Below are 12,429 nucleotides of genomic sequence, written 5' to 3' on the forward strand. Positions count from 1 at the left end.
TAATGTGTTTTTAACTTTTATGCATCCAGATAGAAAGAACTTTTCGCTTGACAGTCAGTATGTTGATGACTGATACGATGAGGAATAAGAAAATACCCATGCTGATGGCTGCCCATAACGAACCGGTTTCCAGTTGGGGGAAGAGCAATCGGATACTTTCTACATAATAGCTGCGCAGCCAGCATACTAATCCGATGGATAAAATCAATACGATGATATTCAGCCCTACAGTCAATATCTGATAAGGCAATGCTACTCTGTTGGGGCTGTATCCTATCAGAAGCAGGCTTTCGAGTTTGGTTGTGTTCTTTTGGAGTAGTAAGAATATGCTTAGCATCAGGATATAGAACGACAGGATACTAATGAACAGACCTACTCCCAATACAATGCCTACGATAAGGCGAAGGAAGTAAGTGGTTTTTCCGGCATCCAGTTTTCCGTCTTCCGTTTCATAGCCTTTCTTTTGGAAATAGCTGGCAATAGAAGGATCAGCCGGATTGTTTACTTCGATGATCAGGCGGGCAGGTTGTGCTTCTGCATTGGGAGCGAAATTCTTATTGGCCCAGTCCATAAAAGACTGGGGTACGAGAATGGTATTTAAACGGTTGGAGAAACCGACGATGTTTCCTTTGTATTGCTCTACCCGTCCGTTACCTCGCATCATGATGTCCATTTGGATAAGACCCATTAGTCCTTCCGACAGTTTGGGCAGACTGCGGCTTTGAGCAAAACCGAAGTTGTACAAATTCAGATAATTGCGTGGGATAATGATGGGAATCGTATGCGTTTCTTCATCGAAATGCCATTTATCGAGTTTGATGTCTACAAACTCATCGGGAACTGATTCGAAGAACATATCCGTAGAGAGATGAATACCAGCTTCCTGCATGCCTAATCCTGCTGAAACTTTAAACTGAGAAGGGGTGAAAGCCCCTGTCGTTTTGGTAAACGATTGCTTTTTCAGATCGGCGATATCTTCGGGAGAGAACGTGTTGCTTTTTCCGGCAAAGGAGCCGAGTGTGCTGATTTTCTTGGTTGCTATGATAAAGTCTTTTTTCATAAAGCTGTCTCCTTCGGTGAATACGGGGATGACATCCTTATAAAACTGTACGCTGAGCAGTACAATCATCATGCCGAACAGGTTGGCTAAAAAGAAACCGGTCAGTTGGCCGATACTGATATGTTGGCGGAGAAGTTTCCAGACAAGAGCAGACATCTTATTTACAATTTTACAATTTATAATTAAATTAAAAAGGGAAGGTGAAACACTGATCCATCAGAGTTGGAGTACCTGTTTATAAGGTAGTTCAATATGCTTTCCAATGGATGTGGCGATGACTCCGGCACTTTGCTTCCCGGCTTCGTCGATGATGATTTCTCCCATGATACGGCTGTTCTCATCATCCAGATGGCTGATAGGTTCATCCAGAAACAAGAAGTCGAACGGCTGACAGAATGCACGGATAAAGGCAACCCGTTGTTGCTGCCCGAAAGAGAGTTTTCCGGCTTTCACATTCAGTTTGTCTGAGATACCCAGTTTTTCAAACAATGAAAGAATCTCTTTTTTCTTTTTGTATCCGGTAAGGTTGTTTTTCAGTTGTACGTTTTCAAGAGCTGTGAGTTCAGTGAAGATACGCAGGTCTTGAAAAAGCATACTCAGTGAATGCTTTCTCAAGTCTACCCATTGCTTCACGGAATATGCTCTGATATTGGTTTCATCGAAATTGATAATTCCTTGGTAGTCGTTGCGATAGCCGTAAATATAGCTGCACAACGAAGATTTTCCGGTGCCGGAGGCAGCTTCTATCAGATACATTTCTCCTTTTTGGAAGATAAGGTCCTGATGCCATATGTCAGAGGTCACCGAATTACGGTCAGCAAACACTTGAGGAAGTGTTTGCTGTAAGTGAATACTATTCATACCGTCCGTTTACGAGTTACATGCCGGCAAATTGCTTGGCAAAATCTACAATTTGTTTGAGGGCATTGACATCTTTGTCTTTCAGGCAAAGGTCTGTTTCGCTTGTTTCTCCTTCCGAACTTACGGATAAATAAGAAACTTTGGAAGCGAGATCAGAATAAGTCTTAAATTCCTTGCCTCCGAAACCTACCAGCATTTTGACAACCGGTAAATCCAGTATGGCTTCTGCATTGATAGCCATGAATACAGTTTTACCTTTCATCTCTGCCGCGTATGGAGCATCTTTGATGGATTTGTCAACAGCTTTGCCAATACTCTTGTAGAGCAGTTCGTCATTAGTGGCATACATTTGTTTGTCTTTGATGCCGAAGAATATATTCATTCCTCTTGTTTTATAGACATATTCATCTTTACCCAGTTCCATGATGTCTTCTCCTTTCTTGAGCCCCAATGCCTGTTTGTTTTTATAAAGAGCTTCAAGAGCATTTCCATTCTTTACATCGGCATAAGCAAGGAAAGTAGGAGCACTGTTCATGGTTACATTGATTAATCCGGCAGAAATATCACCGTTGAATGAACTGAACAGTTCTTTTACTTCATCTGCTTTGGCAATTGACACTGTGCTGCGGAATTCTTGATTCTCGCTTAATAGATTGTACAGTCCTTCTCCTTTTACACCCATATTGACGAACATTAGTGTGGATGCCGGGAAGTATTTCACGAATGTGCCGCTTGTCTTTCCGAATGATTCCATTTGTTTTTTCAAGAGAGCCTTTACAGCATCATTTTCCGTGTAGTTTTCTGTTTTGAGGGCGATCTTGCCTTTCTCAAAGTTCAATCCGCCTACAATAGTAATGTCTTCCGGCTTGATTTCAGAAGGAAGTCCCATGCTGATCTGGCTTCTGTAAGTAGAAGGAATCGCTGACATGGAGGCGAAAAAGTTGATATCACTTTTTTGTTTTGCGATTTTCTGGAAAGCTCCGGATTTAGCAATGCTGTTGTCGGCAGTCTGCTTCATCAGTTTGGTGATGGTTTCTTTGGCTGCTTCTGTCTGAGAAGCTCTGTTGGCGGAGATAATGATTGCAGTGGTTTCATTGAAAGCAAGCAAATTTCCGTTCAGGGTAGTGAAGCTATATCCGTCTGCTTCGCTCACTGGTTGGCAGATTTGTTCTTTTGTCATTACGTCAAGCGATGCGTGCAAGTCATCTTCATTGCTGACTTTGGCAACGAATACGCCACCGGAAATCTGGGGAGAGCTAAAGATATAGATCGGTGCTTCCGGATCTAAACCGGATGCTCCCGGGTTGTTTATCACTTTCTCCAGTTGTTGGAAAGTTGCGGCATTCATTCCGCTCTTCAGTGCTTCCAGCAGTTTCTGTTTAGCAGCTTCATTCTCTTTGTCATTCATCCCCGCCTTATTGGCCAGCGATTTCAAATCAATAGAGGCAACAGCCGTAGCATCTGCCGGTATTACGTTCGTATATTCCGTTTGTTTGGAACATGCTGCCAAAAACACCATCAGTACTGCCAGTACCGAGAGCCGTGAAATCATTTTCTTTGCCATACTCATACTATTTAAAAGTTATTATTGATTCAATAAGTTGATTGTGTGGCAAGCCACCAACGCTGCTGTCTCTGTTCGAAGCCGTGATTTTCCCAAGCTAATGGGAGTGAATCCGCATTCGATAGCTTTTTTCACTTCCTCTTCACTGAAGTCTCCTTCGGGACCGATCAGAACGAGAGCGTCTTCTCCTGCTTTCAGTATATTTTTCAGCAGAGGTTTTTCACCTTCATAACAGTGTGCAATGAATTTCTGTCCTTTGAACTCTTGTGTGATGAATTTGTCGAAATCCGTCATTTCGTTGAGCTTAGGCAGGCGGGCCTTGAGCGACTGTTTGATGGCCGATATCAGAATCTTTTCGATTCGTTCGGCTTTAATCACTTTGCGTTCGGAGAAACGGCAGTTGAGAAATGTCAGTTCATCAAATCCGATTTCTGTAGCTTTCTCTGCAAACCATTCATTGCGATCCATATTTTTGGTTGGTGCCATAGCAATGTGCAGATGGCATGGCCAAAGCGGTTCCTGAAATATTGTTTCTTTGATGGCTACAAGGCAACGCTTGTTGGTTGCAACCGTGATTTCGGCTTGATAGAAATACCCCTTACCGTCAGTGAGAGTGATTTCGTCTCCGATACCCAACCGCAGTACACGGGTACAGTGTTGTGCTTCCTCTTCCGGAAGTTCGTTGCTTATCTGTATATCGGGAGTATAAAATACGTGCATAATTGATTACTGGTTTTGATTTCTGGAATTGATCCGGTCGCGTATTTTGGCGGCCAGTTCATAATTCTCGTCTTTTATCGCTTGCTCCAAGGCTTCTTCGAGTGACATGGAAGTGACGTTGCGAGGCAGGTTCCGCTTTTTTTCATCTTCCGGTTCTCCCTCATCGTCTTCATCGTCAAATTCCTCCGGGTGCCTTCTTTCTTCGTTTGAGATGTGCAGACATTCCTGTTCAAGAATAGACTCATAAATGAGGATTGGGCATTCGGCACGGACAGCCAGAGCTACAGCATCTGAGGTACGCGTGTCAATACGTATAATTTCTTCGTCTTTTTTTAAGTAGATGTAAGAGTAGAAAATACCATCTTTTGCCTTGTAAATCAATACGCGAAGCAAACTGGCTCCCAGCACACCAAGAGTTGTCATAAACAGATCGTGTGTCAGGGGGCGGGGAGTTTTAATTCTTTTCAGATACAAGGCGGTTGCCTGAGCTTCGGCGGGACCGATGATGATAGGCAATTGCCGTTCACCGTCCACTTCGCCCAACAGCATGGCAAAGGCACCTACTTGCGCTTGGCTATTTGTGATATTTAAAACTTGTAATTCTACTTTTTTGTCCATTGTTCTTTATTACTTAATTTACTTTACTCTCTCGTTGGTGTTTGTACTTGAATACCAGAGCAAACAGGATGCCGATCACCAGTGCATATGCTGCAAAGATAAACCAGATGTCCGGCCATTCACGACTTATCAGTTTACCATCAGCATATACTGAGAAAGCGTCTACGACAGCACCGCTGGCATATCCTCCGATGATAGCGCCCAGTCCGTTGGTCATCATAAAGAATAATCCCTGAGCACTGGCACGTATGGAGGAGCTGGTTTCTTGTTCAACAAACAACGAACCGGAAATGTTGAAGAAGTCGAACGCCATTCCATACACGATCATGGAAAGAATCAGCATCCACAGACCGGAGCCCGGATCACCGAAGCCGAACAGTCCGAAACGGAATACCCAGGCAAACATACTGATCAGCATCACTTGCTTGATACCAAAATGTCTCAGGAAGAATGGTATAGCGAGAATAAATAATGTTTCAGACATTTGTGAGATGGACAATAGGATCACCGAATGTTTCACTCCGAAGGAATCTGCAAACTCCGGAATATTGGCAAAACTGCCCAGGAAAAGGTCACCATATGTATTGGTGATTTGCAATGCTGCTCCTAAAAGCATGGAGAACAGGAAGAAAATAGCCATTTTCTTTCTTTTGAATAATACGAAAGCATCCAGCCCGAAGGAAGAGAGCAATGTTTTCTTTTCTGTTTTGGCAGGCTTGCATGCTGGCAGGGTAAAAGCATACAATCCCAGTAATAGTGCCGACGCACCGCCTACATAGAGTTGTGCGCTGGAGTTCTTGAATCCGGTAAGGTCTACTGCCCACATGGCGCAGATGAAACCGATGGTTCCCCATACGCGGATGGGAGGGAAGTCCTTGATCAGGTCACATTTATATTGTTCCAGTGCATTATACGAAACGGTATTAGCTAACGATAAGGTAGGCATATATACCAATAAGTTGAGCAGCATCGCCCAATACATCTGGTCGTAACTTGTAGCGGTGGAGGCGTAGAAAAGGCAGGCAGCCCCTGCGATGTGGCAAAGTCCGTATAAACGTTCAGCATTAAACCACTTATCGGCGATGATACCAATGATGCCGGGCATAACTAAAGAGGCAATACCCATGGTGGCGAAGATGGCACCGATCTGCCCTCCTTCGAAGTGGAGTTCTCGTCCCATGTAACCTCCCAGTGAAATTAACCATGAACCCCATACAAAGAATTGCAGGAAGTTCATAATGATCAAACGAACTTTTATACTCATGACTTTTCTAATTTGTGTTTCTCTTTTTCGTTAATAATAGATGCAAATATAATATTTTCGTTGATTGGGTGAGCAAGTTAATCGATAAAAAGGGGATAAAAAAGCCATAAATGCGAAGAATGATGAGGAATTGCCGGTAAAAAGTGGAAAGGGAGTAGGTATATAAAAAAAAGAAGGCTATCTATCCCAGACAGCCAATCTTTATTAACCTTAAATCTAATACCATGAAAAACACAGTGCAAATATAGAGCATTTTATGTTATAAAACATAATGAATTGCCGGAAATCTTCTATTTGTTAACTCTAATTAACTTTGAAGCTATTCTTTTTCTGTTATTCGCTCCTGAATAAGTAAGTTTCATGGCATTTATATCTGCATTACTCTACATAGAGTACCAGTCCCTTCAGGTATTCTCCTTCCGGGTGGTATATGTTAACCGGATGGTCGGCAGGTTGTGTGAGTTGGTGCAGGATACGTACGCTACGTCCTGACATGGCAGCGGCAGTAAATACTGCTGTGCGGAAATTGTCCTTGGTCACTACTTGTGAACAGGAGAATGTAAACAGGATGCCGCCCGGTTTGATTTTCTCGAATGCTTTGGCATTCAGTTTCCGGTAACCTTGCAAGGCATTCCGCAAAGCATCTTTATGCTTGGCAAATGCAGGAGGGTCGAGAATTATCAAATCATATTGGTCGCCCATACGGTCGAGATACTTGAAGGCATCTTCGGCAAAAGCTTCATGGCGAAGATCACCGGGGAAGTTCAGTTCTACGTTCTTGTTAGTCAGATCGATTGCTTTGGCGGAGCTGTCCACGGAATGTACCAGTTTCGCGCCTCCACGCATGGCGTAGAAAGAAAAGCCACCGGTATAGCAGAACATATTCAGTACTGAACGGTCTTTAGCATAATGCTCCAGCAGTGAGCGGTTTTCGCGTTGGTCTACGAAGAATCCCGTTTTCTGCCCTTTCAGCCAGTCTACGTGGAATTTCAAACCATACTCTTGTGCGATATTATCACTGCTTCCTCCTTTAAGGAAACCGTTTTCGGGGAAAAGGTCTGCCTTGAAAGGTAGTGTGGTTTCTGATTTATAATAGATATTCTCAATCTTGTCACCCATTACTTCCGACAGGGCTTCGGCGATAGTCATGCGGTCTACATGCATTCCTGCGGAGTGCGCTTGCATGACGGCAGTCCGGGCATAAATGTCGATGACCAGTCCGGGCAGGTTATCTCCTTCACCATGTACGAGACGATAGGTGTTATTGGTCGGATTGACTGCGATACCGATACCGCAGCGCATCTCGTAGGCGATCTGTAGTTTACGTTTCCAGAAATCGTGGTCGATAGGTTCCTGACGGAAAGAAAGCACACGTACGGCAATACTTCCGATCTGAAAATGTCCTTCGGCTATAAATTCCTTTTTTGAAGTGTATACTTCTACAACTTCACCTTCTTCGGGTTCTCCATCGAAACGAGCGATTGCTCCGGAGAAAATCCAGGGGTGAAATCTTTTTAAAGACTCTTCTTTGCCGGGTTTGAGGTATACTTTATGCATGTTATTAAAATTTCAGTTTTCTCTCCGGTCCTCGAAAAAAAGGAGTGGAGATAGTGCTATTTGATCAGTTATTAATTAGTCTTCTATCGGTTATTTATCAGCGATTGGCGAGGGAGCTTGCGTTAACCTCTTCTTCTGCAGGGAGGCTTTCGACCTCATAGTTGCCGGTTCGTTTCAGTTCCTGCAGCAGATTATAGATATTGAGGCAGGCCCAGGCGTCGGTCGCTGCATATTGTTTCTGTCCGTCACTTAGTACGTCTGCTTCCCAGTTGGACAGCCGTTGTGATTTGGAAATCTTTTCTTTAAACAGGATTGCGTAAATCTTTTGCAGGCTTTTGTCCTGTATGCCGAACTGGCGGACATAGTCCTGCAGTTCGATGCAGCTCTGTTGGGTGAAAGGCGCACGTTTGTGCAGCATCATAAAATCATCTTTGAGTGACAATCCTACTTTAATGACAGCCGGATTCTCCAGCAGGTCAACCAAAGGTTGGGTAAGTCCCGTCATGTTGAGGCGGAACAGGAAACAGCATTCGTCCGAGGAAATCTGGAGGAGTGCTACCTTATGACTTTGCCCTTTGGTGAAGGATGGACGCGTTTCGCTATCGATACCCAGTATTGGCTGGGATTTCAGGTAGGCTACCGCTTTTTCTGTTTCCGCTTCCGACTGGATAACATGGATCCGTCCCGGAAAAACAGTTTTCGGGAGTTCCTTTAGTTCGTCTTTATTTATACTTCTTCTTACTATCATTTTCGTTTATTCGTCATCACGACAATGGCAGCTGTCGTCATGACAGTGGCATTCGTCGTCGTGGCAGTGACAACCGTCTTCGTGACTGTGGTCGTGACAATGACATCCGTCTTCTTCACAACAATAGTCGTCATCGCTTAGTTCGTTATTCTCTTCTTCGTTGTCCTCTTCGTCATTTTCATCCTGCTGGTTATATTTCACATCGTGAAGGGCGCGCAGGGTGTTTACCAGTTTCTGTCCCCACAGCAGACCGAAGTTTTCCTGGCAGATGGCCAACGAGTCGTTCATGGTTTCGTTCAGTCCCAGTTGGAAGACGAAAATAAAATCTTTGATATCCTGATAGATATCTGCCAAATCTTCCGAGATGGATTTCTTGATAGGCTGGTCGCTGTATACCATATCCTGTACGAAAACATCCAGATAATCATCCTTCTCTCCCATCAGTCCTGCCAGATTTATGCGTAGAATCTCATACGTTTCCTCCGTTACATACGTTTCGGGTGCCTCGTCTCCGATTGTTTCACACTTCGGAAGCAAGGATGCTTTGAGATAGAGCAAGGGAAGTATTTTTAAAGACGTGTCGACAAAAGCTTTGCGCTTCATGTGTTCGGCACGTTCGAGGAATGCGCAAAATTCGGCGGCTACCGTTACGAACTCGATCACATTCTTTTCAAATATCGTTTGGCTTTCTTTTTCCATAATCAGATTGATTTGAATCGCAAAGGTAAGAAAAAGGATTGAATGAGAGTAGCGCTCGTTATTTTTTTATTATTTTTGCGGCTTATAATACGGATTCCAATTTATTAAAGAATAAAGACTCATGGCAAAAAAGAAAATAGATAAGGAGGCTGAACGCGCTCCGTCTTCTCCAGGAAAGATTGTATCAATTTTTAAGAATGAAACCATTCATTTTGTAATTGGATTGATGCTGGTGATCTTTTCTGTTTATCTTTTGTTGGCTTTTTCTTCCTTCTTCTTTACGGGGGCAGCCGACCAAAGTATTATCGACAGCGGCAATTCTGCAGACCTGGCAGCTGTTAATAACAATGTAAAAAACTATGCTGGATCTCGTGGAGCACAGTTGGCTAGTTATCTGATCAATGACTGCTTTGGCATATCTTCATTCTTTATCCTTGTCTTTCTGGCAGTGGCAGGATTGAAGTTGATGCGGGTACGCATTGTCCGCTTATGGAAATGGTTTATCGGTTGTACATTATTATTGGTGTGGTTCTCCGTGTTTTTCGGGTTCGCCCTGATGGATCATTATCAGGATTCTTTCATCTATCTGGGAGGTATGCACGGTTATAATGTAAGCCGTTGGTTGGTTTCGCAGGTGGGAGTTCCCGGTGTGTGGATGATTTTGCTGATAACGGCAGTCTGCTTCTTTATATATGTAAGTGCACGAACGGTTATCTGGCTGCGCAAGCTCTTTGCTTTGAGTTTCTTGAAACGTCAGAAGAAAGAAGAGGAAAAAGTGGCAGCGACAGAAGGAACGCAGGAATTTACAACCTCGCAACCACAGGAAGTTGAGTTCAATCTGAAACGTACTTATAAACAAACACCTCCTCCTGCTCCTGTGATGGACATACAGGCAGAGGAACCGAAAGAAGAATCTCCGGTGAACGAACCGGAACCGGACGAGGAACTTCCTTCTGCTGATGAAGGGGAAGGAGTGACTATGGTCTTTGAACCGACTGTGGCTGATACGGTTACTCCTGCGCCTCAGGACGAATTGCCGGGTGAGGATGAACCCGGGTTTCAGGTAGAGACGGCTGCGACCGAAGAAGAATATCAGGGACCGGAACAGGAACCTTATAATCCGATGAAGGATCTGGAAAACTATCGTTTCCCGACAATCGATCTGATGAAGCATTTTGAGAATGACGATCCGACGATTGATATGGACGAACAGAATGCGAATAAAGACCGTATCATTAATACTTTGCGCAGCTTTGGTATTGAAATCAGTACGATCAAGGCAACGGTAGGGCCTACGGTGACTCTGTATGAAATTACCCCCGAACAAGGAGTACGTATTTCGAAGATTCGTGGTCTGGAAGATGATATCGCGTTGAGTCTGTCGGCAGATGGCATTCGTATCATTGCTCCGATACCGGGTAAGGGAACCATCGGTATTGAAGTTCCGAACAAGAATCCGAAGATCGTATCCGGTCAAAGCGTGATCGGAAGCAAGAAGTTTCAGGAATCCAAGTTCGATTTGCCGATTGTACTGGGTAAGACGATTACAAACGAAGTCTTTATGTTCGATCTTTGCAAGATGCCGCATGTATTGGTGGCAGGTGCTACCGGTCAGGGTAAGTCTGTTGGTTTGAATGCAATCATTACCTCCTTATTATATAAGAAGCATCCGGCTGAACTGAAATTTGTCCTGGTCGATCCGAAGAAGGTGGAGTTCAGCATTTACTCTGTCATTGAAAATCATTTCCTGGCCAAACTTCCCGATGGAGGTGAGCCGATTATTACAGACGTGACGAAGGTAGTGCAAACGCTGAATTCGGTTTGTGTGGAGATGGATACACGCTATGACCTCTTGAAGATGGCTCATGTGCGTAATGTCAAGGAATATAATGAGAAGTTTATCAACCGTCGCCTGAATCCGGAGAAAGGACATAAGTTTATGCCATATATCGTAGTGGTAATTGACGAGTTCGGAGATTTGATTATGACTGCCGGTAAGGAAGTCGAACTTCCGATTGCACGTATCGCTCAGTTAGCACGTGCGGTCGGCATTCACATGATCATCGCTACGCAGCGTCCGACGACGAATATCATTACGGGTACGATCAAGGCGAACTTCCCGGCACGTATTGCGTTCCGTGTATCTGCCATGATGGACTCCCGTACGATTCTTGACCGTCCGGGTGCGAACCGCCTGATTGGTAAGGGCGATATGCTCTTCCTGCAAGGTGCCGATCCGGTGCGTGTGCAGTGTGCCTTTATCGATACACCGGAAGTGGAGGAGATCACGAAGTTTATTGCCCGTCAGCAGAGCTATCCTACTCCGTTCTTCCTGCCCGAATATGTGACCGAAGACAGTGGCAGTGAAGTGGGGGATATTGATATGGGACGTCTCGACCCGTTGTTTGAAGATGCGGCTCGTCTGGTGGTCATCCATCAGCAAGGTTCCACTTCGTTAATTCAACGTAAATTTGCTATCGGCTACAATCGCGCCGGACGTATCATGGATCAGCTTGAAAAAGCCGGAATTGTCGGGCCTACCCAGGGGAGCAAGGCGCGTGATGTACTGTGTATCGACGAGAATGACCTCGAAATGCGTTTGAACAATTTACAATAACAGATCGTTTATTAATCAAATGAGAAAATACATTTTTAGTGTTTTAATAGCTTTACTGTCACTGCCTGTGATTGCTCAACAACAGCAGTCGCAGGCTAAAGCTGTTCTTGAGAGGACAGCCGAAGCATTTAAGAAAGCCGGTGGTGTTAGAGCTGATTTTACATTGAAGGCACTCAATGATGGTCGTCTGGAAGGACGGGAGAACGGTGTTATCCAGTTGAAAGGCGAGAAATTCATGTTGAAGACTTCCGAAACGACCACTTGGTTTGATGGAAAAACGCAGTGGAGTTATATGGTAAGGAATGATGAAGTGAATGTCAGTACCCCTACTCAGGAAGAGTTGCAGCAGATCAATCCGTATACATTTCTTTATATGTATCAGAAAGGATTCTCTTATAAGCTGGGAACAGTGAAGACGTTTCAGGGAAAAGCTGTCTGGGAAGTGGTTCTGACTGCTAATGATAAGAAGCAAGAGTTGGAAAGTATTACTCTTTATGTGACGAAGAATGCGTATGAACCTGTTTGCATCCAACTTCAGCAACGTGGCCAAAAGACACGTAATGAGATTACCGTGACGGCTTATCAGACCGGACTGGATTATGCAGACGATGTTTTCACTTTCGACAGAAAAGCGTATCCGACTGCGGAAGTGATAGACTTGAGATAATATGTTTTTTGAACAGGAGATAAGATATCTGGAATAATAAAACGATAATATAAC

Annotated in this window: 11 protein-coding genes; 2 read left to right on the plus strand and 9 right to left on the minus strand. The window is 44.1% G+C overall.

Annotation, left to right across the window (positions count from 1 at the left end; genetic code table 11):
* Nucleotides 1–10 precede the first annotated feature (10 nt).
* The 9 genes from K6V30_RS10195 to K6V30_RS10235 form a co-directional block, all read right to left on the minus strand.
* On the minus strand, nucleotides 11–1,216 hold the full coding sequence (locus K6V30_RS10195; RefSeq protein WP_010536921.1) for a membrane protein: 1,206 nt from the start codon (nucleotides 1,214–1,216) through the stop codon (nucleotides 11–13).
* Between the two features lie 60 nt (nucleotides 1,217–1,276).
* Complete coding sequence (locus tag K6V30_RS10200; RefSeq protein ID WP_010536922.1) at nucleotides 1,277–1,921, minus strand: ATP-binding cassette domain-containing protein; 645 nt, start codon at nucleotides 1,919–1,921, stop codon at nucleotides 1,277–1,279.
* A 16-nt stretch (nucleotides 1,922–1,937) separates the two neighbouring features.
* Nucleotides 1,938–3,485, minus strand: a complete 1,548-nt coding sequence (locus tag K6V30_RS10205; RefSeq protein ID WP_055270183.1) for a DUF4836 family protein — start codon at nucleotides 3,483–3,485, stop codon at nucleotides 1,938–1,940.
* A gap of 21 nt (nucleotides 3,486–3,506) precedes the next feature.
* Nucleotides 3,507–4,205, minus strand: coding sequence for a 16S rRNA (uracil(1498)-N(3))-methyltransferase (locus K6V30_RS10210; RefSeq protein WP_010536924.1), 699 nt, complete (start codon nucleotides 4,203–4,205; stop codon nucleotides 3,507–3,509).
* A gap of 6 nt (nucleotides 4,206–4,211) precedes the next feature.
* Complete coding sequence (locus K6V30_RS10215) at nucleotides 4,212–4,823, minus strand: bifunctional nuclease family protein (RefSeq protein WP_010536925.1); 612 nt, start codon at nucleotides 4,821–4,823, stop codon at nucleotides 4,212–4,214.
* Between the two features lie 13 nt (nucleotides 4,824–4,836).
* Complete coding sequence (locus K6V30_RS10220; RefSeq protein WP_010536926.1) at nucleotides 4,837–6,087, minus strand: nucleoside permease; 1,251 nt, start codon at nucleotides 6,085–6,087, stop codon at nucleotides 4,837–4,839.
* 378 nt (nucleotides 6,088–6,465) lie between these two features.
* Nucleotides 6,466–7,644, minus strand: a complete 1,179-nt coding sequence (locus K6V30_RS10225; RefSeq protein WP_055270163.1) for a class I SAM-dependent rRNA methyltransferase — start codon at nucleotides 7,642–7,644, stop codon at nucleotides 6,466–6,468.
* A gap of 97 nt (nucleotides 7,645–7,741) precedes the next feature.
* Entirely contained in the window at nucleotides 7,742–8,392 is a 651-nt protein-coding gene (locus K6V30_RS10230; RefSeq protein WP_010536928.1) for a 3'-5' exonuclease, read from the minus strand.
* A 6-nt stretch (nucleotides 8,393–8,398) separates the two neighbouring features.
* Nucleotides 8,399–9,091 carry a DUF5063 domain-containing protein gene (locus K6V30_RS10235; protein WP_055270161.1) on the minus strand — a complete coding sequence of 231 codons (693 nt, stop codon included), beginning with the start codon at nucleotides 9,089–9,091 and terminating at the stop codon, nucleotides 8,399–8,401.
* Nucleotides 9,092–9,212: 121 nt separating this feature from the next.
* Between K6V30_RS10235 and K6V30_RS10240 the strand changes: the two genes are divergently transcribed.
* Together K6V30_RS10240 and lolA1 are read left to right on the plus strand one after the other, a co-directional pair.
* The gene (locus tag K6V30_RS10240; protein ID WP_055270159.1) at nucleotides 9,213–11,708 is read left to right on the plus strand and encodes a DNA translocase FtsK; all 2,496 of its coding nucleotides are present in this window, start codon (nucleotides 9,213–9,215) and stop codon (nucleotides 11,706–11,708) included.
* A 19-nt stretch (nucleotides 11,709–11,727) separates the two neighbouring features.
* Complete coding sequence (gene lolA1, locus K6V30_RS10245) at nucleotides 11,728–12,375, plus strand: outer membrane lipoprotein periplasmic chaperone LolA1 (protein ID WP_055270157.1); 648 nt, start codon at nucleotides 11,728–11,730, stop codon at nucleotides 12,373–12,375.
* The last annotated feature ends 54 nt before the right edge of the window (nucleotides 12,376–12,429 follow it).

The organism is Bacteroides faecis, assembly GCF_020091505.1.
GTDB classification, from domain to species: Bacteria; Bacteroidota; Bacteroidia; order Bacteroidales; family Bacteroidaceae; genus Bacteroides; species Bacteroides faecis.

Bases quoted from the DNA above. Each gene is read 5' to 3' on its own strand.
- K6V30_RS10195 (WP_010536921.1), bottom strand. From the start codon at position 1,216: ATGTCTGCTCTTGTCTGGAAACTTCTCCGCCAACATATCAGTATCGGC.
- K6V30_RS10200 (WP_010536922.1), bottom strand. From the start codon at position 1,921: ATGAATAGTATTCACTTACAGCAAACACTTCCTCAAGTGTTTGCTGAC.
- K6V30_RS10205 (WP_055270183.1), bottom strand. From the start codon at position 3,485: ATGGCAAAGAAAATGATTTCACGGCTCTCGGTACTGGCAGTACTGATG.
- K6V30_RS10210 (WP_010536924.1), bottom strand. From the start codon at position 4,205: ATGCACGTATTTTATACTCCCGATATACAGATAAGCAACGAACTTCCG.
- K6V30_RS10215 (WP_010536925.1), bottom strand. From the start codon at position 4,823: ATGGACAAAAAAGTAGAATTACAAGTTTTAAATATCACAAATAGCCAA.
- K6V30_RS10220 (WP_010536926.1), bottom strand. From the start codon at position 6,087: ATGAGTATAAAAGTTCGTTTGATCATTATGAACTTCCTGCAATTCTTT.
- K6V30_RS10225 (WP_055270163.1), bottom strand. From the start codon at position 7,644: ATGCATAAAGTATACCTCAAACCCGGCAAAGAAGAGTCTTTAAAAAGA.
- K6V30_RS10230 (WP_010536928.1), bottom strand. From the start codon at position 8,392: ATGATAGTAAGAAGAAGTATAAATAAAGACGAACTAAAGGAACTCCCG.
- K6V30_RS10235 (WP_055270161.1), bottom strand. From the start codon at position 9,091: ATGGAAAAAGAAAGCCAAACGATATTTGAAAAGAATGTGATCGAGTTC.
- K6V30_RS10240 (WP_055270159.1), top strand. From the start codon at position 9,213: ATGGCAAAAAAGAAAATAGATAAGGAGGCTGAACGCGCTCCGTCTTCT.
- lolA1 (WP_055270157.1), top strand. From the start codon at position 11,728: ATGAGAAAATACATTTTTAGTGTTTTAATAGCTTTACTGTCACTGCCT.